This is a genomic window from Pseudomonas sp. St316, from assembly GCF_018325905.1.
In the GTDB taxonomy this organism is placed as follows: Bacteria; Pseudomonadota; Gammaproteobacteria; order Pseudomonadales; family Pseudomonadaceae; genus Aquipseudomonas.
This window is the reverse complement of the sequence record NZ_AP021901.1, coordinates 5,161,767-5,184,482: the sequence shown is the minus strand read 5'-3', so window position 1 is coordinate 5,184,482 and position 22,716 is coordinate 5,161,767. Positions and strand designations below refer to the sequence as shown.

Annotated in this window: 24 protein-coding genes and 2 pseudogenes; 16 read left to right on the top strand and 10 right to left on the bottom strand. The window is 60.7% G+C overall.

The window, feature by feature from the left end:
- The 4 genes from KI237_RS23115 (at position 1) to KI237_RS23100 (ending at position 3,377) form a co-directional block, all read left to right on the top strand.
- Positions 1-1,095, top strand: a complete 1,095-nt coding sequence (locus tag KI237_RS23115) for a serine hydrolase domain-containing protein (RefSeq protein ID WP_212797210.1) — start codon at positions 1-3, stop codon at positions 1,093-1,095.
- Positions 1,092-1,403 (top strand): amidase, encoded by a 312-nt coding sequence (locus tag KI237_RS23110; RefSeq protein WP_212797209.1) that lies wholly within the window; start codon positions 1,092-1,094, stop codon positions 1,401-1,403. The genes KI237_RS23115 and KI237_RS23110 overlap by 4 nt, the downstream gene beginning before the upstream one ends.
- 224 nt (positions 1,404-1,627) lie before the next feature.
- Complete coding sequence (locus tag KI237_RS23105) at positions 1,628-2,218, top strand: YceI family protein (protein ID WP_212797208.1); 591 nt, start codon at positions 1,628-1,630, stop codon at positions 2,216-2,218.
- 1 nt (position 2,219) lies between these two features.
- A complete protein-coding gene (locus tag KI237_RS23100; protein ID WP_212797207.1) occupies positions 2,220-3,377 on the top strand; it encodes a phospholipase D-like domain-containing protein in 1,158 nt (385 codons plus the stop codon).
- A gap of 132 nt (positions 3,378-3,509) precedes the next feature.
- Here the strand turns inward: KI237_RS23100 and bglX are convergent, their stop codons facing one another.
- On the bottom strand, positions 3,510-5,801 hold the full coding sequence (bglX, locus tag KI237_RS23095) for a beta-glucosidase BglX (RefSeq protein WP_212797206.1): 2,292 nt from the start codon (positions 5,799-5,801) through the stop codon (positions 3,510-3,512).
- 251 nt (positions 5,802-6,052) lie between these two features.
- Here bglX and KI237_RS23090 point away from each other — a divergent pair, with 251 nt between their 5' ends.
- The 6 genes from KI237_RS23090 to KI237_RS23065 all read left to right on the top strand — a co-directional run bounded on the left by KI237_RS23090 (position 6,053) and on the right by KI237_RS23065 (position 10,788).
- A complete protein-coding gene (locus KI237_RS23090; protein ID WP_212797205.1) occupies positions 6,053-6,661 on the top strand; it encodes a LemA family protein in 609 nt (202 codons plus the stop codon).
- A gap of 36 nt (positions 6,662-6,697) precedes the next feature.
- On the top strand, positions 6,698-7,444 hold the full coding sequence (locus KI237_RS23085; protein WP_212797204.1) for a TPM domain-containing protein: 747 nt from the start codon (positions 6,698-6,700) through the stop codon (positions 7,442-7,444).
- 28 nt (positions 7,445-7,472) lie between these two features.
- Positions 7,473-8,090 (top strand): TPM domain-containing protein, encoded by a 618-nt coding sequence (locus tag KI237_RS23080; protein ID WP_212797203.1) that lies wholly within the window; start codon positions 7,473-7,475, stop codon positions 8,088-8,090.
- Positions 8,091-8,304: 214 nt separating this feature from the next.
- Positions 8,305-9,522 (top strand): class I SAM-dependent methyltransferase, encoded by a 1,218-nt coding sequence (locus KI237_RS23075; RefSeq protein ID WP_212797202.1) that lies wholly within the window; start codon positions 8,305-8,307, stop codon positions 9,520-9,522.
- Positions 9,523-9,780: 258 nt separating this feature from the next.
- Entirely contained in the window at positions 9,781-10,362 is a 582-nt protein-coding gene (locus tag KI237_RS23070) for a DJ-1/PfpI family protein (protein WP_212797201.1), read from the top strand.
- 81 nt (positions 10,363-10,443) lie between these two features.
- The gene (locus KI237_RS23065; RefSeq protein ID WP_212797200.1) at positions 10,444-10,788 is read left to right on the top strand and encodes a YegP family protein; all 345 of its coding nucleotides are present in this window, start codon (positions 10,444-10,446) and stop codon (positions 10,786-10,788) included.
- A 171-nt stretch (positions 10,789-10,959) separates the two neighbouring features.
- Here KI237_RS23065 and KI237_RS23060 read toward each other — a convergent pair whose 3' ends face one another.
- On the bottom strand, positions 10,960-11,979 hold the full coding sequence (locus KI237_RS23060) for a DUF4917 family protein (protein WP_212797199.1): 1,020 nt from the start codon (positions 11,977-11,979) through the stop codon (positions 10,960-10,962).
- A gap of 140 nt (positions 11,980-12,119) precedes the next feature.
- Between KI237_RS23060 and yiaY the strand changes: the two genes are divergently transcribed.
- Positions 12,120-13,268, top strand: a complete 1,149-nt coding sequence (yiaY, locus tag KI237_RS23055) for an L-threonine dehydrogenase (RefSeq protein ID WP_212797198.1) — start codon at positions 12,120-12,122, stop codon at positions 13,266-13,268.
- On the opposite strand, the gene KI237_RS23050 is transcribed toward yiaY, so the two are convergent.
- Together KI237_RS23050 and KI237_RS23045 are read right to left on the bottom strand one after the other, a co-directional pair.
- Positions 13,265-14,428 (bottom strand): MFS transporter, encoded by a 1,164-nt coding sequence (locus KI237_RS23050; protein ID WP_212797197.1) that lies wholly within the window; start codon positions 14,426-14,428, stop codon positions 13,265-13,267. The genes yiaY and KI237_RS23050 overlap by 4 nt on opposite strands.
- 13 nt (positions 14,429-14,441) lie before the next feature.
- The gene (locus tag KI237_RS23045; RefSeq protein WP_212797196.1) at positions 14,442-15,677 is read right to left on the bottom strand and encodes an aminotransferase class I/II-fold pyridoxal phosphate-dependent enzyme; all 1,236 of its coding nucleotides are present in this window, start codon (positions 15,675-15,677) and stop codon (positions 14,442-14,444) included.
- 257 nt (positions 15,678-15,934) lie between these two features.
- Here KI237_RS23045 and fos point away from each other — a divergent pair, with 257 nt between their 5' ends.
- The 3 genes from fos (at position 15,935) to KI237_RS23030 (ending at position 18,629) form a co-directional block, all read left to right on the top strand.
- A complete protein-coding gene (fos, locus tag KI237_RS23040) occupies positions 15,935-16,348 on the top strand; it encodes a fosfomycin resistance glutathione transferase (protein ID WP_212797195.1) in 414 nt (137 codons plus the stop codon).
- A gap of 177 nt (positions 16,349-16,525) precedes the next feature.
- On the top strand, positions 16,526-17,875 hold the full coding sequence (locus KI237_RS23035; protein ID WP_212797194.1) for a sensor domain-containing protein: 1,350 nt from the start codon (positions 16,526-16,528) through the stop codon (positions 17,873-17,875).
- A gap of 250 nt (positions 17,876-18,125) precedes the next feature.
- A complete protein-coding gene (locus KI237_RS23030) occupies positions 18,126-18,629 on the top strand; it encodes a DUF4142 domain-containing protein (protein ID WP_212797193.1) in 504 nt (167 codons plus the stop codon).
- Between the two features lie 86 nt (positions 18,630-18,715).
- On the opposite strand, the pseudogene KI237_RS23025 reads toward KI237_RS23030, so the two are convergent.
- A pseudogene (locus KI237_RS23025) lies at positions 18,716-19,119 on the bottom strand (low affinity iron permease family protein).
- A gap of 176 nt (positions 19,120-19,295) precedes the next feature.
- Here KI237_RS23025 and KI237_RS23020 point away from each other — a divergent pair.
- The gene (locus KI237_RS23020) at positions 19,296-19,442 is read left to right on the top strand and encodes a hypothetical protein (protein WP_212797192.1); all 147 of its coding nucleotides are present in this window, start codon (positions 19,296-19,298) and stop codon (positions 19,440-19,442) included.
- Positions 19,443-19,586: 144 nt separating this feature from the next.
- Here the strand turns inward: KI237_RS23020 and KI237_RS23015 are convergent, their stop codons facing one another.
- From KI237_RS23015 to KI237_RS22995, 5 genes and pseudogenes are all read right to left on the bottom strand, one after another.
- Complete coding sequence (locus KI237_RS23015; RefSeq protein ID WP_212800684.1) at positions 19,587-19,997, bottom strand: type II toxin-antitoxin system HicB family antitoxin; 411 nt, start codon at positions 19,995-19,997, stop codon at positions 19,587-19,589.
- Between the two features lie 40 nt (positions 19,998-20,037).
- Positions 20,038-20,214, bottom strand: a pseudogene (locus tag KI237_RS23010) (type II toxin-antitoxin system HicA family toxin); the annotation flags it as partial.
- 335 nt (positions 20,215-20,549) lie between these two features.
- Positions 20,550-20,909 (bottom strand): helix-turn-helix domain-containing protein, encoded by a 360-nt coding sequence (locus tag KI237_RS23005; protein ID WP_212800683.1) that lies wholly within the window; start codon positions 20,907-20,909, stop codon positions 20,550-20,552.
- Positions 20,909-21,211, bottom strand: coding sequence for a type II toxin-antitoxin system HigB family toxin (locus KI237_RS23000; RefSeq protein WP_212797191.1), 303 nt, complete (start codon positions 21,209-21,211; stop codon positions 20,909-20,911). The genes KI237_RS23005 and KI237_RS23000 overlap by 1 nt, the downstream gene beginning before the upstream one ends.
- A gap of 207 nt (positions 21,212-21,418) precedes the next feature.
- Positions 21,419-22,048: a LysE family translocator gene (locus KI237_RS22995; RefSeq protein WP_212797190.1), complete on the bottom strand. Its 630-nt coding sequence runs from the start codon at positions 22,046-22,048 to the stop codon at positions 21,419-21,421.
- A gap of 144 nt (positions 22,049-22,192) precedes the next feature.
- Between KI237_RS22995 and KI237_RS22990 the strand changes: the two genes are divergently transcribed.
- Entirely contained in the window at positions 22,193-22,675 is a 483-nt protein-coding gene (locus KI237_RS22990; RefSeq protein WP_212797189.1) for an Lrp/AsnC family transcriptional regulator, read from the top strand.
- Positions 22,676-22,716: the final 41 nt, after the last annotated feature.

The window sequence follows — 22,716 nt, the reverse complement described above, 5'->3', positions numbered from 1 at the left end:
ATGTCCAAAGGCTGGTTGCTGATCCCGCTGCTGTTGCTCAACCTGAGCGCCCACGCCGAAGACTGGCCCAGCGAGCAATGGCCAAGTGGCCCTACCCCGAGCGGGCCGGCCATCGAAGCCTTGGAGCAATACGCCTTCCCACCCCGGGACGATGCGAGCCGCGAGGGTATCCGCACCGACGCGCTGCTGGTGATCCAGGACGGTCGGCTGGTCTACGAACGCTATGCCGGACCGACCACCGCCCAGACCCCGCACCTGACCTGGTCCATCAGTAAAAGCCTGTTGGCGACAGTGTTCGGCGTGGCTTACGGTGAACAGCGCTTTGCCCTGGATGAGCCGGCAGCCAAGTATTACCCACCGCTGAGCCGGCATCCGGGCCTGACCCTGGCCGATCTTTTCCACTGGGCGTCCGGCCTGGACTGGCAGGAAGACTACGAATACGCACCGCTCCATTCTTCGGTGGTGGCGATGCTCTATACCCGCGGGCGTCATGACATGGCGGCGTTCACTGCGCAGCATGAAAGCGCCAGTCCGCCGGGACAGGCGTTCCGTTATTCCAGTGGTGACAGCAACTTGCTGGCGGCGGCCCTGAAAACCATCGTCGGCCCGGCGCACTACCCCGACTACCCTTGGACGGCGTTGTTCGAACCCCTGGGCATCCGCCACGCCACTTGGGAAACCGACACCAGCGGTACGTTCGTGGGATCGTCCTATGCCTACCTCACCGCGCGAGACCTGGCGCGTGTCGGGTTGTTGATGCAACGGGACGGTCGCTGGGGCGAACGGCAACTGATTCCCAAGACGTGGGTCGCGTTCAATCGTCAACCTTTCGCCCACTTCCAGGCCGGCCAGGACGAAGCCGTGCCGGGTGGGCATTGGTGGCTCAACCGCGCCGTCGATCCGGCAATCGAGCCTTGGCCCGATGCGCCGCCGGATACCTTCGCCGCGCTGGGCCATTGGGGTCAGGCGCTGTACGTTATCCCCAGCGCCAAACTGGTGATCGTGCGCTACGGCGACGACCGCGACGGCAGCTATCGCCATAACGAACTGCTCAAGCGCGCCATGGCGGCGTTCGTCGGGACGGTACAGCCATGAAGCGCAACGTGTTGCTCACCCTGTTATTGATGCTGCTCGTCGCCCTGTTCAGTTGGATCTGGCTGGAGCGGGTGGCATTGCGGGCCTTCCCCGACATCATCAGTGCCTACACCGCCAAGGAATACTGCTCTTGCCGTTATGTAATGGAACAACCGGCTGACTATTGCCGTGGCTATGTGAAACAGTCGGTGCCCATCAGCGCGTTCCTCGAAACCCCCGAAGCCAAACGCGTCACTGTCACAGGCCTGGGCCGTAGCCACAGCGCGCGGTGGCTGGGGGAGCGGCAAGGGTGTCGGTTGGAGCCCTGAACCCACCTTTGGCAACAAGGTCTCGCGTCGATCCTACTGTGGGAGCAAGGCTGCCCGCGATGGCGATTGCGAAAACACCATCGCGGGCAAGCCTTGCTCCCACAGATAAAACCCCTTCAACCCAGGTTCTCTGTACTCATGGGCGGCTGTTGAAAACAGACAGTTTGCAAGCGCCCTCGGTCCGGTTAAGGTTCGCCACAGGTTTATCTACCCACCGAGTGTGTATGTTCCAGCGGTTTTTCCCTCTCGCTGCCGCCAGCTTGTTGCTGGCCTGTGCAGCGCTGCCGGCCCAGGCCGATTGGTATCTGGACGGCGAGTCGTCGCGGCTGTCGTTTATCAGCAGCAAGAACGGCAACGTCTCCGAGGTCCAGCGGTTCCTGGTGCTGCACGGTCAAGTCCAGCCCGAGGGCTTGGCGCGCCTGGAAGTGGAGCTGGACTCCATCAACAGTGGTATTGCGCTGCGGGACGAGCGCATGCGCGCCGAGCTGTTCCAGATCAAGCAATTTGCCGAAGCCACGGCCACCGCCAAGATCGACCTGGCGCCGATCCAGGACCTGGCCAACGGCGCGCAGTTGGAATTGCGCCTGCCGCTGACGGTGAACCTGCACGGCAAGCAGCACGAATACAACGTTGAACTGCTGGCGACGCGCCTGGACGAACGCCGCTTCCAAGTGGTGACCCTGGAACCGGTGGTGCTCAATGCGGCGGATTTCGATCTGGCGCCAGGCCTGGAAAAGTTGCGCAACCTGGCCGGGTTGTCGGCCATCAGCCTGTCGGTGCCGGTGAATGCGGTGCTGATCTTCACGGCGCGCTGACATGAATGGTCCGGTTTTTCCCTGGCGTGAAGGCAATCGCTTCGAACTGTTGATCGATGGCCCACAGTTCTTCCCACGCATGCTGGTGGCGATCGCCCGTGCCCAGGAACAGGTCGAGCTGGAGCTTTACCTGGTGGAGGCGGGCGCTTGCGCCGACGCGATGGTCCAGGCGCTGGTCCAGGCCGCCGAACGTGGCGTTCGCGTGCGCTGCCTGTTCGATGACTACGGCAGCCTGGCGTTTACCCTGGCCCTGCGCAAGCGCCTGACCGAGGCCGGGGTGGAGTTGCGTTTCTACAATCGCCTGAGCTGGCGCCGCTGGGTGCGCAACCTTTACCGGGATCACCGCAAGCTGCTGTTGGTGGACCAACGCCTGGCCGTCGTCGGCGGCACCGGGGTCACCGATGAATTCTGGAACCCCCTCGACGATCGCAGTGAGTGGCACGAGGTGATGGTGGAAATCGTCGGCCCGCTGGTGCTCGACTGGCAGTTGCTGTTCGACCGCCAGTGGCTCGCCAACCGCCATCGGCGAGCCTGGAAGCCGGCGTCCAACTTCGGCTTGCCACGCCTGCCGCGCGTACCGCCGGTGGGCGAGGGCATGGGGCGGGTGGCGTATGCCGACGCCCGCCAGCATCGCGACATCCTGCAATCGCTGTCACGGGCATTGAACAGCGGCCAGAAACGTATCTGGATGGCGACGCCGTATTTTTTGCCGACCTGGAACGTACGCCGTTCCTTGCGCAAGGCCGCCGCCCGCGGCATTGACGTGCGTCTGCTGCTGACCGGCCCGCGTACCGATCACCCTTCCGTGCGCTACGCTGGGCATCGTTACTACCCGCGATTGCTCAAGGCTGGCGTGAAAATCTTCGAGTACCAACCGTGTTTCCTGCACCTGAAAATGGTGCTGGTGGACGACTGGGTCAGCATAGGCTCCTGCAACTTCGATCACTGGAACCTGCGCTTCAACCTGGAAGCCAACCTCGAAGCCTTGGATTCCAGGCTCAGCAGTGCCGTGGCGGCCAGTTTCGAGCGGGACTTCACCCAGAGCTTGCAAGTCAGCCTCGACGCCTGGCAGCGCCGGCCATTGTGGAAGCGCTTCAAGCAGCGGGTGTGGGGGTGGGTGGATCGGGTGGTGGTGAACTTGCTGGATCGGCGGGGTTAGCCCGAACACCCAGAAACAACTGTGGGAGCGAGCTTGCTCGCGATAGCGCAGGGTCAGTCGATATCCATCTGACTGACCTGTCGCCATCGCGAGCAAGCTCGCTCCCACAGGGGCTTGGGTGTTGCCTGGGGGTCAGAGCAACTCGAAACTCTGCTGCTTCACGTCCTGGGAATCCAGGCCGATCTGCACGTTGAACTTGCCCGGTTCAGCCGCGTACGTGAGTTGGGCGTTGTAGAACTTCAGGTCGTCTTCGCTGATGGTGAAGTGAATGACTTTCTTCTCGCCGGCCTTGAGCATCACCTTGCGGAAGTTCTTCAGTTCCTTCACCGGGCGAATGATCGAGCCGGTCACGTCCTGGATGTACAGTTGCACCACGGTTTCGCCGTCACGCTTGCCGGTGTTTTCCACCGTCACGCTGGCATCGAGCTTGCCGGTCTTGTTCAGCGTGGTCGACGACAGGGCCATGTCCGACAGGCTGAACTCGGTGTAGCTCAAGCCGTAGCCGAACGGATAGAGCGGGCCGGTGGTGTCATCGAAGTACTGCGAGGTGTAGTTGCCCGGTTTGCCTGGCGTGAATGGCCGGCCGATGCTCAGGTGGTTGTAGTAGGTTGGAATCTGCCCCACCGAGCGTGGGAAGGTGATCGGCAGTTTGCCCGACGGGTTGTAGTCACCGAACAGCACATCAGCGATGGCGTTGCCGCCTTCGGTGCCGCTGAACCAGGTTTCCAGGATCGCATCGGCCTGCTGCTTCTCGTCCAGCAACGCCAGCGGACGGCCATTCATCAGCACCAGCACCAGCGGCTTGCCGGTGGCCTTCAGGGCCTTGATCAGCTCGCGTTGGCTGGCCGGGATGTTCAGGTCGGTACGGCTCGACGATTCATGGGACATGCCACGGGACTCGCCTACGGCGGCCACCACCACATCGGCATCCTTGGCGGCTTGTACCGCTTCGTCGATCAGCACCTGGGCCGTGCGCGGGTCGTCCACCACTTCCGGGGCATCGAAGTTGAGGAAGTTCAGGTAGTCGAGCACCTTTTTGTCGCCGGTGATGTTGGCGCCACGGGCGTAGACCAGCTTCGAGTCAGCGCCCAGGGCGCGGGTCATGCCGTCGAACAGGGTGACCGATTGCGCAGGCCGGCCGGCTGCGGCCCAACTGCCCATCATGTCGATCGGTGCCTTGGCCAACGGGCCGACCAGGGCGATTTTCGCGGTCTTCTTCAGGGGCAGGGTCTGATTGCGGTTTTCCAGCAGGACCAGGCTGCGGCGCGCCACGTCACGGGCGTCCGCGCGGTGCAGGCGGCTTTCGGCGTAGGTGTCGGCCGGGTCATCCTCGGCCTTGCCGATGCGCAGGTACGGATCCTTGAACAGGCCCATGTCGTATTTGGCCGCGAGCACTTCGCGCACGGCGTTGTCGATGTCGCTCTGCTCGATTTCACCGGCCTTGAGCAGCCCTGGCAGTTCCTTGCCATAGAGCGAGTCGTTCATGCTCATGTCAATGCCGGCCTTGATCGCCAGCTTCGCCGCTTCGCGACCGTCCTTGGCGACGCCGTGCTTGATCAGTTCGAAAATGGCGCCGTGGTCACTGACCGCCAGGCCCTTGAAACCCCATTCCTTGCGCAGCAGGTCGTTCATCAGCCAGGTGTTGGCGGTCGCCGGCACGCCGTTGATGGAGTTCAGCGCGACCATCACCCCACCGGCGCCTGCGTCGATGGCGGCGCGGTAGGGTGGCAGGTAGTCCTGGTACATTTTCAGCGGACTCATGTCCACGGTGTTGTAGTCCCGGCCGCCTTCCACCGCACCGTACAGGGCGAAGTGCTTGACGCTGGCCATGATGCTGTCGGCCGCGTTGGCGCCGTTGCCCTGGAATGCCTTGACCATCACCCCGGCGATGCGCGACACCAGGTAGGTGTCCTCGCCGAAACCTTCGGAGGTACGGCCCCAGCGCGGGTCGCGGGAAATATCGACCATCGGCGCGAAGGTGATGTCCAGGCTGTCGGCCGCGGCTTCCTGGGCGGCGATGCGGCCGGAGTGGTAGATCGCGTCCATGTCCCAGCTCGAGGCCAGGGCCAGGGGGATCGGGAAAATCGTGCGATGGCCGTGGATCACGTCATAGGCGAAGAACATCGGGATCTTCAACCGGCTGCGCATGGCCGCGTCTTGCATCGGACGGTTTTCATCGCGCGTGATGGAGTTGAACGTGCCACCGATGTTGCCGGCGGCGATTTCCTTGCGAATCATCTCCCGGGGCATTTCCGGGCCGATGCTGATCAGGCGCAATTGGCCGATCTTCTCTTCGAGGGTCATCTGCTTCATCAGGTTGCTGATGAAGGCGTCCTTGTTCTCTATGGGGGCTGGCAGGTTGTCGGCAAATACGGAGTGACTGGCCAGACTGACAAACAGGCCCAGCAAACACAGCTTCTTCATGAATAATTTTCTCGCAAGCCTAAAGGGCAGTGATCAGGACACGCCGGTCAGCCAAAATGTGAGGAGCGGCTATTGTTGTTCAGTTAAATGCAGCACACTTTCGAACCCATTGGGCTGAACTTAGTTTCGCACTGCGCATCTTTTAGCCCATCGCCCCGTTTCAATCCAGTGCGGCGGCAGATTATGCCCCAGACGTCGGTGAGATAGGTGGCCGTGTTTTTCCAATGTCATGCAAGGGAGAGTTTCACCCGATGAATCCACGACTGAACCACCTACGCAGCCTGCCGATACTGGCCCTGATGCTGCTCACCACACTGCTGGCCGGTTGCGGCATCAATAACATCCCGACCCTGGACGAACAGGCCAAGGCCGCCTGGGGCCAGGTGCAGAACCAGTACCAGCGCCGCGCCGACCTGATTCCCAACCTGGTGGAAACCGTCAAGGGCTACGCCCAGCACGAGCAGGAAACCCTGACCGCAGTGATTGAAGCGCGGGCCAAGGCGACGTCGATCCAGGTCGACGCCAGCACCCTGGACAACCCGGAAAAACTCAAGCAGTTCCAGCAGGCCCAGGACCAGTTGAGCGGCGCGTTGAGCCGGCTGATGGTGGTATCCGAGCGTTATCCGGACCTCAAGGCCAACCAGAATTTCCTGGCCTTGCAATCGCAACTCGAAGGCACCGAGAACCGCATCGCCGTGGCCCGTCGTGACTTCATCCTGGCGGTGCAGAAGTACAACACCGAGATCCGCACGTTCCCGGGACGCCTGTGGCACAGCGTGATGTATAGCGACTTGCCGATCCGCGAAACGTTCGAGGCCACCAGCCCCAATGCCGAGAAAGCCCCTGAAGTGAAGTTCTAGAAAATTGTGGGAGCGAGCTTGCACACAGGAGTTGCGATGCGAGTGTTGAAATTTGGCCTGGTGCTGTTGCTCTGGGTGTTCGCCATCACGGCCCAGGCCGAGCTGAAGTTTCCGGCGTTGACCGGGCGGGTGGTGGACACCGCCCAGATGCTCGACCCGTCGGTGCGCGGGCAACTGGATGCGCAGCTCAAGGCCCATGAACAGGCCACCGGCGAACAGGTAGTGGTGGTCACGCTGGCGGACCTGCAAGGCAGCAGCATCGAAGACTTCGGTTATCAACTGGGGCGCCACTGGGGCATCGGGCAGAAGGATAAAAACAACGGTGCACTGCTGATCGTCGCCCGGGACGACCGTAAACTACGCATCGAGGTGGGCTACGGCCTGGAGGATCGCCTGACCGACGCCCAGAGTTCGGTGATCATCAATCAGGTGATCACCCCGGCCTTCAAGATTGGCAACTTCAACAAAGGCATCAGCGACGGCGTCGCGGCGATGCTGGTGGTGCTGGGCGGCAGCCCTTTGGATGAGCCGACGCCGATCTACAGCGAGGGGGGCCAGGAGCAGCCTGATTTCGTCGAACGTCATCCGGTGTTGTTCATCTTTTTGGCGCTGCTGTTCATCTTGACGATAGTCGTTTGCCAGATGCTCGGTATCCTGCCGGCAGGAAGTGGTGGCTCCAGCGGTTCGAGTGGTTCCGGAGGGGGAGGCTTCGGCGGTGGCGGTGGCGGTTTCAGCGGTGGCGGTGGCAGTTTCGGGGGCGGCGGTTCGTCGGGCGGCTGGTGACAATAATAATGAGCGGGCACTTTTAACCATGGCATTACTGACTGAACACGAACAACGCAAGGTCGCCGAGGCCATCGCCCGGGTCGAGCGCGATACCGACGCCGAGCTGGTCACGGTGCTGGCCGCTCGCGCCGACGACTACGCCTACATCCCACTGCTCTGGGCCAGCCTGCTGGCCCTGGTGGTGCCTGGCGTGGTCCACTACCTCACCGGTTGGCTGGCCCTGCACAGCCTGTTGCTGGTGCAATGGGTCAGTTTCATCGTGCTGTGCCTGGTGTTGCGCATTCCCCGAGTCACCACGCACCTGATCCCCCGATCCGTACGTCACTGGCGGGCCTCCAACCTGGCGCGCCGGCAATTTCTCGAGCAGAACCTGCACCACACCGTGGGCAGCACGGGGATGCTGATCTTTGTCTGCGAGGCTGAGCGGTACGTGGAAATCCTGGTGGACGAAGGCATTTCCAAGCGCCTGGACAACAAGAACTGGGACGCCATTGTCGCGACGTTCACCCAACAGGTCCGCCAGGGGCGGACGCTGGAGGGCTTTGTGACCTGCATCGAAGCCTGCGGCGAATTGCTCAAGGAGCACGTGCCGGTGACCCAGGAGCGCAATGAGCTGCCGAATCGGTTGGTGGTGCTGGGCTGAAAATTTCCTGTCGGCATAAGCCTGTGGGAGCAAAGCTTGCTCGCGATGAGCGATGACTCGGTTTGGCTTGCCGAATAACGGCGTATTCATCGCGGGCAAGCCTTGCTCCCACAGAGGCTACTGCTCGCCACACCAACTTTTCCGTGCCCTCGCTGCCCATCCCCCCTAAAATACCCGCCATTCCCGATTCGCCCCGCCCGAGGCTGCTTTTTTCATGTCCGTCACCGCCACCCCCGCCCGTCCCGCGCCGGATCACCACGCCCAGTTCGTCGAGCTGCTGCACACCAGCCTTGCGCAAAACGCGTTCATCAAACTGGTGCTGGCCAAGTACGTGGGTGACGAAACGGACCTCCAGCGGTTGATCGTCAAGCAACTGATGGTCAAGGACCAGCCGTGCCTGTCCTTCGTTTACCGCTACAAGACCCGCGACATCACCAAGAATTTCCCGCTGGCCGAAGGGGTGCAAACCATTGCTGCGCTGTTACCGGCATCGTTCAAGAACGCGCATTTGTTGGCGGTCACCGACGAGGCGCAGCTGGAGTACAGTAAAAAGGGCAAGAGCTCGCTGTTCAAGAGCAAGCCCCAGCAACTGCGGGAAGTGCCGTCTGCCGAGCACAACCGTGAGAAAAACCGCTTCCTCGACCTGGGCCGGCCATTTTTAGCCGACCTGGGCGTGACCAACCACAAGCATGAGCTGGTCCCGGCGATGTCGCGCAAGTGGAAGCAGATCAACAAGTTCATCGAAGTCTTCAGCCATGCGCTGACGTCCTCGCCGCTGGCCCTGGACAAACCGGTGCGGGTCTCGGATTTCGGTTCGGGCAAGGGTTACCTGACCTTTGCCATCCATGATTACTTGCGCAACACCTTGCAGGCCGAAGGCGTGGTAACTGGCGTGGAGTTGCGCGAAGACATGGTCAAGCTGTGCAACGAGGCGGCGGCGCGCCTGGAACACCCGGGCTTGAGCTTCCAGCACGGCGACGTGCGCAGCGTGGCGCCGAGTGCGGTGGACGTGATGATCGCCTTGCACGCCTGCGACATCGCCACCGACTACGCGATCCACATGGGCATTCGCTCGGGCGCCTCGATCATCATGTGCTCGCCGTGCTGCCACAAGCAGATCCGCCTGCAGATCCAGAGCCCGGCCTTGCTCAAGCCGATGCTGCAATACGGCCTGCACCTGGGCCAGCAGGCGGAAATGGTCACCGACAGTTTGCGGGCGCTGTTCCTGGAGGCCTGCGGCTACGAAACCAAGGTCTTCGAGTTCATCTCCCTGGACCACACCAACAAGAACAAGATGATCCTGGCCGTCAAACGCGCTGAACCTTCGGACCCCACCGAGCTGCTGGCCAGGATCCAGGAACTCAAGGCCTTCTACCACATCACCGAGCACTGCCTGGAAACGCTGTTGCGGGCTGACGGTTATCTCGCCTGACTTCTGTCTACACCAATCTCCTGTGGCAGGAGCCTGTGGGAGCAAAGCTTGCTCGCGACGAAGGATGACTCGGTTCGACTGCCGAGTCGCGGTGCCTGCAGCGCGAGCAAGCTTTGCTCCCACAGAGTTGGGTCAGGTCTGTGAGACCAGCGTATTGATGCAGCCCGTCAGGTAATCGCCGCTTATTGCTCACCCACCGACGTACCGGTCTACCTTTAATGCGTTAACCACTTACGCATTCCCAAAGGAGCCCAACCCATGGCCGCCAAGAAAATCCTGATGCTGGTCGGCGATTACGTCGAAGATTATGAAGTCATGGTGCCGTTCCAGGCCTTGCAGATGATCGGCCACACCGTGCACGCCGTGTGCCCGGACAAAGCCGCGGGGCAGACGGTGCGCACGGCGATCCACGATTTCGAAGGCGACCAGACCTACAGTGAAAAACCGGGGCACTTGTTTGCCCTCAACCATGACTTCGCCAACGTCCAGGCCGCCGACTACGACGCGTTGCTGGTGCCGGGTGGGCGAGCGCCGGAATACCTGCGCCTGAATGAAACCGTCCTGCAACTGGTGCGCGATTTCGATCTGGCGGGCAAGCCGATTGCCGCAGTGTGCCACGGTGCGCAATTGCTGGCGGCGGCGGGTATTCTCGAAGGGCGTGAATGCAGTGCCTACCCGGCGTGTGCTCCGGAGGTCCGGCTGGCGGGCGGGACTTATATCGACATTCCCGTGACCCAAGGCCATGTCCAGGGCAACCTCGCAACCGCACCGGCCTGGCCTGCGCACCCGAGCTGGCTGGCGGGTTTCCTGACGCTGCTGGGCACGGCCATTACCTTGTAATGACGCTGCACAACGGACTGGCGGGGCAAGCGCGGCGGGTCTTTACTCTCGGGGCATGTCTTCATTGCCAGGAGAGTAATCATGTCCGGATGGTACGAAATCAGCAAAAGCAGCAGCGGCCAGTTTCGGTTTGTGCTCAAAGCGGCCAACGCCGAGACAATCTTGACCAGTGAGCTGTACACCACCCGCAGCAGTGTCGATGGTGGCATTGCTTCGGTGCAGAAAAACAGTCCGTTGGCCGAGCGCTATGAACTCAAGCACACCAAGGACGGCCATCCGTACTTCAACCTCAAGGCGGCCAACCATGAAGTGATTGGCAGCAGTGAAGCTTATTCATCGGACGCGGCCCGGGACAAAGGCATTGCCAGCGTCAAGGCCAACGGACCGACGACGGTCATCAAGGACAAGACCGTGGCTGCGCTCTGACAGGACAGCAATAAGGGGCGCCTAGCCTGTGGAGGGGCAATTGTGTGTGGGAGCAAAGCTTGCTCGCGATGCAGGCGCTGCGGTTGTGCAGGCTAACCGAGTCATCATTCATCGCGAGCAAGCTTTGCTCCCACACATAGATCCCCTCTCCACACGTTTTTTACCCTGCCTTTAAACCTCCACTGGCACCGACAACTTCGGATCGCCCAGCGGGTGGCTCTTCGCGTCGAAGAAGCGCAATTGCACCTCCAGCCCCTGGAACACCTTGGCGTAGTGCCGCTTCTGATGCTGGATGAACGCCTGACTACGGGGATAGATCGAAATCGCCACGGTTTTCGGTGCGGCCAGGCGCAGGGCTTGCACGATGTGGTTGTCCTGCTCGCCCAAGGCATGGCCGAACAGGCACAAGTTGTCGCCGTGCTGCAGCAACTGGTCGTAGCAGAACGACAGGTAATCGCTGCTGCGGATGGTCTTGAGCTTGTCCTGGCTCGGGCCTTCATTGACGAACAACGGTACGTCGTCGAGGGTCTTGATCGTGTTGTTGATGGCGAAACTGCCCAGCAAGGTACCTTCGGTGGACGTGAGCTTGCGCGCCGTGCCGTCCTGGTTGCGCACCAGGTGCAGGCCGCCGTGCAGGTACAACAGGCGTGGTTTGTCGGTGGTCGCCTGGCTCAGGTCGAAACTGTGGTCATCGCCGAAGAACAGGTCGCTGATGGTCTCGGGCGCCTGCTGGATTGCCCAGTAGTTGAGCAGGTCGTAGTTGGTGGTGAACACCGTGCGGTAGCGACTCAGCTCCTGGTTGAGCGTCGCCAGGGTCGAGGGTTGCACCAGGCGCCATGGGATGTGCACCGCATGCACGGTGTTGATCAGCGCTTCCTTGATCGCGTAATAGCGATTGCGCGGCGCGGCGGAGCTGACGGCCAGGGCCTTGTTGACCCGACTGGTGGTTTTCAGTGCAGCGAGCACCTGTTCGAAACTGCGCGTCTGCATCGCATCGAACACGCTCAGCTCCGACGGGCTCAGGGGTTTCTCCTCGACAGTGCGGGCATTTTCGAACAGCGAGTCATAGCCGAAATCATCCCACACCGCTCGGCTGGCGCCGTTGCCCACCAGCAGGCCGCTGAAGGCGGTATCGGCGCGCAGGGCTTCCCAGTCTTCGAGCCGGGTGTCGTATTCCTGGAAATCGGTCATCGCAAGGGTCATCTCAAAACGTGGCAAAGGCAGGGCGCGACTTTATCACGACCCAGTCTTGAGCCAGATCAAGATGCGTCATGACCAGACGGTCATTCTGTAGGCCCTGCCGATCCGGCCTCAACCAGGAGCGTGACCCCATGAGCAGCACTTTTTTCATTCCCGCCGTGAACATCATGGGGCTGGGCTGCCTCGATGAAGCGATGACTGCCATTCGCAACTACGGCTTTCGCAAGGCACTGATCGTCACCGACGCGGGGCTGGCCAAGGCCGGCGTCGCTACCAAGGTGGCTGAGTTGCTGGCGCTCCAGGATATCGATTCGGTGGTTTTCGACGGTGCCAAGCCCAACCCAAGCATCGCCAATGTCGAGCTCGGGCTGGGGCTGTTGAAGGAGAGCCAGTGTGATTTCGTCGTGTCGCTGGGAGGCGGTTCGCCCCACGATTGCGCCAAGGGCATTGCCCTGTGTGCCACCAACGGTGGGCAGATTCGCGACTATGAAGGCGTCGACCGTTCGAGCAAGCCGCAGTTGCCGCTGATCGCCATCAACACCACGGCAGGCACCGCCAGTGAAATGACCCGTTTTTGCATAATTACCGACGAGACGCGCCACGTGAAAATGGCCATTGTCGATCGCAACGTGACCCCATTGATGTCGGTCAATGATCCGGCGCTGATGGTGGCGATGCCCAAGGGCCTGACGGCCGCCACGGGCATGGATGCGCTGACCCACGCGATCGAGGCCTATGTCTCCACCGCCGCCACGCCGATTACCGATGCCTGCGCCCTGAAGGCCATCACCCTGATCAGCAACAACCTGCGCCTGGCCGTGCGTGACGGCCATGACCTGACCGCGCGGGAGAACATGGCCTACGCGCAGTTTCTCGCGGGGATGGCGTTCAACAATGCGTCGTTGGGTTTCGTCCACGCGATGGCGCATCAACTGGGTGGTTTTTACGACTTGCCTCACGGGGTGTGCAACGCGGTGCTATTGCCTCATGTGCAGAGTTTCAACGCCTCGGTATGCGCGGCTCGCCTGACCGACGTGGCCCATGCCATGGGCGCCGATACACGTGGCTTCAGCCCGGAAGAGGGGGCCCGGAATGCCATCGCGGCGATTCGCAGCCTGGCCCATGACGTGGACATCCCGGCCGGTTTGCGTGACCTGGGCGTACGCCTCAACGACGTACCGGTGCTGGCTGCCAACGCCTTGAAAGACGCCTGCGGCCTGACCAACCCACGGGCGGCGGACCAGCGGCAGATCGAAGAGATTTTCCGCAGCGCGTTCTAAGCGACCCGGGGCGGTACGGACCTCACGCAGAGCATCGCCGCCATCCCCAGCAGCGCGCACAACGCTGCCAACGGCCAAGCCTGTTGGCTCAACAACAGGCTGGCCATGGCGCCGATCACCGAGGCCATCAGTTGATGCAGGAACCCGCTCAACGCCATGGCGTATGCGCCGGCGACCGGTGAGCCTTCGTTGGCCAGGGACAGGCTGACGGGGTAGATCAACGATTGGCCAAACACCGCGAAGCAATACGGTAGCCAGAAGAGCAGCGCGATGTTGTCCAGGGTAAGGCTGCCTGCCAGCATGGTCGCGCTGCCGCCCAGCACCAGCGCGATGCCCCAACCCATCATTCGCCGTTGGCCGGTGCGCAGTACAAAAGCGTTCACCGCCAGCGCGCCGAACAAATAGGCCGCACTGACCGGCCAGCCCAACAGGCCGTATTCAATGGGCGACCAGTGGAAGCTCTCCTGCAGGATCAGCGGCGCGGCGGTGTTGAAGGCGACGATCACGCCGTAACCCAGCCCACCGGCCAAGGCCGGCAGCAGGAACGCGCGTTGGCGCAGGATCTGCCCATAGATGCCCCACGCCGATTGCCCGTTGTCGGCTTGCACCAGCACCGGGAACCTGGCCCGGGACACCGCCGCTGCCATGGCCAGGCTGACGGCACCCAAGCCATGGAAAATCGCCTCCCACCCAAAAGCGGCCTGGATCAGCGAGCCCAGGTACTGGCCGATACCGAGGGCAATCACAAAGGCGATCGATATCCAGGACAGGGCCTTGGCCAACAGGTCGCCGCTGAAACTGTCCCGAATCAGTACTCGCGCCATCACCGAAATGCCGCTGGCGCCGATGCCCTGGATCAACCTGAGCGTCAGGAACGCCTCCACGGTTGTGCCCAGCGGCAGGGCCAGGTTGGCCAAACCGTACAACCCCAAGGCCGCCAGCAAGACCGGCTTGCGCCCCAGCCGCTGGCTCAGGCTGCCCCACAGCAACATGGGCAGTGCCATGCCGATCAGGTACACCGACAAGCCCCAGGAAACCCGGGACGCATCGGCGCCCAGGTCCCGAGCGATATCGGGCAGGGCCGGCAAGTAGATGCTCATGCCCAGTTGGGCCAGGAAAACGGTGGTGCAGGTGACGATCAGGGTTGTACGGGTCTTCATCGAGCGTCCTGTCTCAAGGGCGGATGTCACGCCCGTGGGTCAGCAGCAGTTCGGTGATCTTTTCGCAAAACGAGCGAATCACGTTCGGCTCCATGTCGGCGCGCAGGGTAATGCGAATGGCAGCCTTGCCTTGCGGCACCACGGGAAAAAAGACCGCTGAAGTGAAATACCCCTGTTCGGTCAGTTCGACGGCCAGGCTGTTGGCCAGGGCTGCTTCACCGCAGGGCACCATGCGGATCGCCATGGGATTGCCGCGCTGTTCAGTGCGCACGAGGCTGTCGAAGAAGCGGATATTAGCTTGCAAACGCTCTTGCAGGGCGCTGAATTCTCGACTGCGGTGCAGGCGGATCGACGCCATGCCGGCGCCGATGGCCGCTGCGTTCAGGCTCTGGGACCAATTGCTTGGCCCACCGTAACGCTGCACCAGCGCCTTGTGCCGTTCACTGCCAAACATGACCAGCCCGCCACTGGCACCGAATGACTTGGCCAATGAAGCAACGATCAGGGTGCGCTCATCCACGGCCGGGACGCGCGAGCGGACCAGGCCTGCGCCGGACTCCCCGACCGCAGACAAAGCGTGGGAGTCGTCCAGATAGAGAAACAGGCCATAGCGCTGCTTGAGATACATCAGGCTGTCCAGGTCCGCCAACCCGCCCATGCTGTAGGCACCGTCAGCCACGTACGCCACGCTGCGCTGGCGTTTGCACAGGTCTTCGATGAAGTCCATGTCGTTGTGCGGGCAGGTGATGACCTGGGTTTCATCGGCGCAGGCGGCCTTGCTGTGGTTCATCGAGTAATGGGCGTGTTTGTCGAACACCATGACGGGTGAACAATTGTTGGTGAACGCGCCGCTGGCCAGCAGCGGCAGGATTCCGGCGCTTGCCGCGCTGCACGACAGGGCACTGAGGCAACTGGCGCCAAACAGTTCCGACAATTGGGTTTCGTACTGGTCCAGGATCGCCAGCTTGCAGCGATTTTTCGAGTTGGCGACCCGCAGGGTGCCGGTTTCCCAAAGGGCGGTCATGGCGCCGTCCAGCAACGCGGGGTGGTAGTCCAGGCCCAGGTAGGACGTGGTACAGAAGTGATGGAAAGTCCGACCGTATTGGTCGACCAGTACATTGGGTGTCTTGACCTCGACATTCAGCCCTGAGATTTTTCCAGCTTCAGTGCCCTGCCAGTTCTCGTCTGCGAGGGTAATCACCTTGCGGTAGTGGGTGAAGTGATGGGGCGCTTGAGCAGTCTGGTTCATGGTGCGATTACATTCCTTGGTGAGTGGTGCTGTCCGTGGGGTGTTTCGATAGCGGTGTGTTTCCAGACTTTACAGATCGTTGTGCAGGGATTTGAATCGGCTGTTTCCGGTGTGTTTGAGTGTCACTGGAGATTTCTGCGTAGGACTTTGCCTAGGACCTTGGGCGGGGAATCCGTCGGCGATGTCGGAGCTTGGAAGTACCCTGGATTCGCCCCAAGCCCGCTGGGTTATCACTCTTTTCTAAAGGTTGTTTGCTGATGCTCTCAGGCCTCAATCATCTGACCCTTGCCGTCACCGACCTGGATCGCAGCGTGGTTTTTTATGGCGGGCTGTTGCAGTTGCGTCTCGAAGCCCAGTGGGATCGCGGGGCCTATTTGTCGCTGCCGGGTTTGTGGTTGTGCCTGGCTTTCGACCCGTCGCGCAGGCCCGAGCCGGTGGCGGACTACACCCATTACGCTTTCAGCATCAAACTTGAGGATTTCCCGGTGCTGGTGGCACGGCTGAACGCGGCCCAGGTCTCATCGTGGCGAGACAACCGCAGCGAGGGTGATTCGTTCTACTTTCTCGACCCGGACGGGCACAAACTCGAGGTCCATGTGGGCGACCTGGCGTCCCGGTTGAAGGCTTGTCGGCAGGCACCGTATGCCGGCATGGCGTTTTTTACGCAGTGACGGGGTTGCGTTGGATCGAGTGGCTGATCTGCTGGGTGTTTCGTTCCCCACAGTTGAACGCCTGCGCTATCCTCATCGGTACGGGGGGCGCGTCGGTCTCGCTCGTTGTATCGGCGTCACGAACTGACGATCACCCGCTTCGCTCACCGTTGCATTATCCGGATGACCTCCAGCCCCATGGACACTCGAAGTTCCGCGCCGCTGGCCAGCTACATCGACCTCCTGCTGGACGCCGTGTGTGCCGTCGACGGCCAAGGGCGTTTCGTGTTTGTCAGCGCTGCCTGCGAACACATTTTTGGCTACACCCCGCAGGAGTTGATCGGCCAGCCGATGATCGATCTGGTGCACCCTGCCGACCGTCAGCGGACCCTCGAAGCAGCCCGGGAGATCATGGACGGCGAGCCCAAGCTCAATTTCGAGAACCGCTACCTGCGCAAGGACGGTCGGGTGGTGCATATCCTGTGGTCGGCACGCTGGTCGCCGGTGGACCAACTGCGCATTGCCGTGGCCCGGGACATCACCGAACGTAAGCAGGCCGAGTCCCGACAGGCGGCGTTGTATGCGATTTCCGAGGCGGCCCATGCCGCGGCGGACCTGCTGGCGCTGTTCAAACGCATCCACCTGATTATTGGCGAGTGGCTGCCGGCGCTGAATTTTTCGGTGGCGCTGTATGACGAACAATGTTCGCAACTCAACTTCCCTTATCACGTCGACGACCGGGAAGGGCAGCCCGAATTGCCAGGCACGGTCACCGGACGTTTGTGCGCCGAAGTGATACGCAGCGGCCAACCAATCCTCTTGACGCCCGGTTGCAGCCAGTTGCCGCCGGGGTTTGACGACCTTGTGGCGCAGCCGGATGCGCCATGTTGGTTGGGCGTGCCGCTGAACTCACAGAGCGGCACGATTGGCGCGCTGATCGTCAAGAGCGCGCCAGACAATGTGCGCTACACCGAGCAGGACAAGGAACTGCTGCAATACGTCTGCGCGCAGCTCACCATCGCCATCGAGCGCAAGCAGTTGCATGCCCGGTTGCAGCATATGGCTCAGTACGATCAATTGACGCAGGTGCCCAACCGCGAATTACTCCGTGAACGGTTCAAGTGCGCACTGGCGAGCGCTCGCGCGGCGTCCGGGCGCATGGCCCTGTTGTACATCGACCTGGACCGTTTCAAGCAGATCAACGACACCTATGGCCACGGGGTTGGCGACATGCTGTTACAAGCGGTGGCCAATCGTCTCAAGGGCTGTATCCGCGACACCGACACCGTGGCACGCATCGGCGGGGACGAGTTCGTGGTCTTGCTGCACAGCATCCAGGCCTTGGGGGATGCCCAAAGCGTGCAGGAAAAAATCCGCCATGCACTGGCCCAGCCACTGCGTCTGGACGGGCACTGCCTGAGCATCGAACCCAGCATCGGCGTGGCCTGTTTCCCCGACCATGGCACTGAAGATGTTGCCCTATTCCGCCACGCCGACGAGGCGATGTATGCGGCCAAACGCCACAATCACAAGGCGTTCGGTATCTGATAGCGCGCCACCGTTCGTCGCGGTGCCGCAGGCTTTTTTCAACCTTTCGAGCGTTGTCCTTTTCAGATGTCAGGCGGGCCCCGCTCGCCGGAAACAGGGTCCATGATCGAACGAAGAGGTTTGAAGTGGGTCGCAGAAGTAGGAGAACCCCCTCGCGGCTGTCGAAAACTACTCGGCGGAAAGCAAAATGGGGTGGTTCTGATCCAGAGGCGGGACCCCGCCAGAACTTTTATCAGAGGAGGGCGCGACCATGAGCCGTATGGCCAGTTTTTTTCGCACCACCAGCGTCATTGTGTTGATGAGCCTGGGTGCCAACAGTGCCTGGGCCCAATCGCCTGCCGAATTCATCGACGATGCTTCAGCCAAAGGCATGGCCGACATCGAGGCCAGTCGCATGGCCCACGGGAAAGCTGAATCCAGAGAGGTCAAGGATTACACCATCATGGTGATCAACGACCGTACCACCGCCAATCAACACCTGGCGAAGATCGCCAAGAAACTCGACTTGCCCGTCGCTCCCCGGGAGGAGGTGGCGGACAAGGCCAAGGCCCTGATCCCGCAGGTCCAGGAAGGCGAGTCCTTTGAGGCAGCGTATGCCGCCAGCCAGGTCAAGGCCACCGAGGAGGCCATCGCGCAGATCCAGCAGCAGGCCCAGACTACCGAAGTGCCGGAGATCAAGGCCTTCGCCGATGAGACCCTGCCCAAGCTGCAGACGCATCTCGAAATGGCCAGGGCGTTGCAAGCCAGCCGCTGATCCGCTGCGTTTTGTATCCAGGCCGGGACGTTTGCGTCCCGGCCAATTTTTGCCCGCCAGAAGGAGAACCTTTCAGCGCCTCTGCGTCAGCACTGGTTCAGGTCCACTTTGTTCTTTTCTTCCAGGCCGTCAAGGTTCTTGGCTTCGCCCTGGCCCATGGCTTGGTAATGCTTTCTCAGCGCCTCCAGTTGCTTGAGGTCCAGCGACTCGAGCCCGAGCATTGCATTCTGCGCCTCCTTGGTTGCGCGCAGTAACTCATCGACCTTGAGGTGCAAGATGTCTGTATCGCGGTTCTGCGTGTTTTGAATCAGGAATACCATCAGGAAGGTAATGATCGTCGTTGACGTGTTGATGATCAGCTGCCAGGTGTCATTGAACTGGAAAAGAGGTCCGCTGAGGGCCCAGAGCACCAACAACACGATGGCCCCAGAAATGTCTTGGGGCTTCCCGCCCAGAGCGCCAGTTTTTGAGCGATTTTTGCGAAGGTCATTGCTGTGTTCCTTATGGATGCACCTGTCTGGTGTGACAGCAATGAAACGGTGAAAATTCTGCTTACATTTTCAGGCGCCGCTGTTCGGCAAGGTTTTCCGTACAGCCTGAAAATAATTGCAACCCATTACCGGATTCGCAGGTCATTCCTTAAAGCCTTCAGCTTCGGAGTTCACCATGAACCTCGCACGTACTGTTTGTCTTGCCTGCTGTATGTTCGCCCTGCAAGGCTGCTTCGACAATTCGGGTAACGAGACCAAGGACAACACCGATGGCACCCAGTCCTCGGTGCAGATGCAAGAGTCGGGAACGGAAAAGAAATAGGCAGCCCGCAACCCCACGAATGGGCTGTCGCAAAACCCTGTGGGAGGGAGCTTGCTCGCGATGGCGGTGGATCAGCTCGCAGTGATGTTGGATGTGCCGACGCCTTCGCGAGCAAGCTCGCTCCCACAGGTTGTGGCGGCTTGCTTAGCGCCCTTGCTGCAACACTTTGAGCGCTGCCGAAGCGAGAAAGCCGGATCGGCTCTTCTCTTCAGGATGGTGCAACACATACTCATCAATACGATTGAGCAGGTAGCCGGGCAGCGTGATGTTGAGTTTCTGCGCCTTGCCCAGGTACTTGGTCACATCAATGTCCACCAGCGCCCAAGTGCAGCCGGCATAGGCCGGATTGGCGGCGTGCAAGGTGACGGTGTGGGCCGACGGAATCGGCGAGCCGTCTTCAGCCAAAATCTCGAAGTGTCCCTCGATGGCCTCGCGCGCCATCGCCATGGCCTCGTCCAAGTCGTCGCCTGCGGAAAAACATCCGGGAATATCCGGCACTTCAACACCCCAGGCGTGCTGGTCATCGCCCATGGAAATCGCAATCGGGTAAAGCATATTCATCGTCCTCCGGGAACGTCGCGCAACGGGCCGGCTGAAGCAGTGCCTGTTGCAAAATACTGATGGCCGTTTTCTTGAGCAGGTCCTTCTTCGGATGAGGAACCGTGACCAACCCCGGCTTGGTCGGATGCTTGAAATGATGGTGGCTGCCCCGAACCCGCACCAGATACCAACCGTCTGCAATGATTTGGCTTATCAAGAATCGGCTATTCACAACACCTCCGTGTGGTGTGCTTGGTGGTTACTATACCTACTGAAAATGAATGATCAACACTATAACCACCGAAGACGGCCTCGGCAGGCATTCGCAGTCATTGCAACGAAGTCTAGAAGCGGCGTCGCACAAGGGCGGCAGAGGGGCGGGGTGGGTTTATTTCGGGATGTGAAACAGGGCGAAAATGCGTGGGTGGCGAGGGCGCTTGCTCCCGCTGGGGCGAAGCAGCCTCGGAGCTTTAGCTGCTGCTAGAAAAGTACGAAAAAACCGGTCACGTTGGACCGGTTTTTTCTATCTTGAGATGCTGCAGCAGATTGGTGTGGAGTCGCTATGTATTACGCAACGTCTGCCAGTAGGCTCTCGTAAGGGATTCGCAATCCGTCATGCAGGCGTTTAATCATCGCCAGACTCAGCTTGCGTTTGCGGTTCAACACTTCAGACACACGCCCGCTCGATCCAAGGAACGGTTCCAAGTCACGCGGAGTCAAGCCTTGTTGATCCATTCGGAATTTAATTGCCTCAATTGGATCGGAGGGGGGCATTGGGTAGTGCTCGTCCTCGTATTTTTCGATTAACAAGGCAAGGATTTCCAGCTCATCGCCCTCAGCCGAACCGACTTCCGCACCCCAGAGCTGTTCGATGCGCGCAAACGCTGCATTCAGGTCGTCCTGGTTGCGAATGGGTTTGATGTTCATCATACGGTCTCCGCGTTGATTTGGTCGTACTGGGCGTGGGCACCGACGAATCGTACAAAACCAAGCTGGCGCTGATAATCGATTGCCAAAATTACTCGGTATTTGTTACCGCCGATGTTGAATACGACCCTGGCGCTTTTGAGAATACTGGCTGTTCTGAGTTCAGCCTTAATTTCTTGAGGCGTTCGATAGATCGCTTTCTCCATGTGTCGATACCATTCAACCAATGGCGTCTGGGAATCGGCATAAGCCGGATTGCTTTCCCAAAACTCCCGCAAGGTACCTCTCGCGATAATTCGCACCTGCTTCCTCCCATTTTGGGAGGAGTCTAGTCCGACTGGGCCGGCGTTGCAATTGGATTTAGCCGGAAGGGTTGATGAAAGATTTGCTCGACTCCTAGCACACCATGCTAGTGCGTTGTTCCAAGTCGCGAGATAGACATTGAATAATGGCCGCGTAGCCTAGGGTCTAGTTGTGTCGAGGACGGAGGATTGTATTCGTGGCAGTCGCTATGACTGCTGCACAAACGTCAGCCGTACCGCAAAACCAATCAGAAGACTGCCAAACAACCACTGCTGTAAGCGCTGGGCCGAAGGCGAGCGCTGAAGCCAGCGACCGAGTGCGACACCCACCAACGCATAGGCGCTATCGAACAGTAGGCCGACGCCGACCAGTACCACACCCAGGATCGCGAATTGCCCCAGCACGGGGCCGCCTTGTGGGTCGATGAATTGCGGCAACAACACTGAGCAAAACAACAAGGCTTTGGGATTAAGCAGATTCGTCAGCAGCCCACGCCGAATCGCCTGGTACCAATGCCGCTTTCCGGCCTCGACAGCGGCGCCTTCAAGGTTCGGCAACAACGTGGTCCGCAGGCATTGAAATCCAATCCATAACAAATAGGCAGCCCCGGCCAGGCGGACCACATCAAAGGTCCATGGCGCGGTCTTGAACAAAGCCGAAAGCCCCAGCGCCGCCAATGCGACATGACAGCCACGAGCAACCCCTAGGCCCACCGCCGTCGCCAGCGCCGCGCCCCTGCCCTGACGGGCACCGGTTTGCAGCAGCAGGATCATGTCCGGCCCGGGCAACACGTACACCACTATCAAGGCCATCAGGAACAACCAGAGCTCTGCCATGCCGCACCCCTTCATCGACGATTCACCAGTGCCAAGTCTATGGCGCAGGGGCAGGGCAGGTGGTTGCGAAGTTGGCTTCTAATACTTCATTAACTGGCATAACCTGCCAGCTATTCGCTTTATTCCATCGGAAACTGCCAATTCATGAAACTGGATGCCTTCGATCGCAAAATCCTCGCCGCGCTGCAGCGCGATGGTCGCCTGAGCAATGTGCAACTGGCCGAAGAAATCGGCCTGTCCCCGTCGCCCTGCTTGCGCCGCGTGCGGATGCTCGAAGACGCCGGCGTCATTCGCGGTTATCAAGCCATCCTGGACCGCGACGAAGTGGGCCTCGGGTTGACGATCTTTGTCGGCGTGAAGGTTGAACGGCACAACGACGAACAAGCCGAAGCGTTTCGCCAGGCCGTCACGGCATTGCCGGAAGTGATCTCGGCGTTTCTGGTGTCCGGCGAATCGGATTTTCTGTTGCAAGTGGTGGTGCCGGACCTGCGGGCCTACGACCGATTCCTCACCGGGCGGCTGTTGAAACTGCCGGGGGTGAGTGATATCCGGAGCAACTTTGCGATTCATACGGTGAAGACGCCGGGGGCGTTGCCGTTGGGGCATTTGCCTGGGTCTGAACAATGAACGACAGCAGTGGACGGCCAAGAAACAAAAGGCCCCGCTGC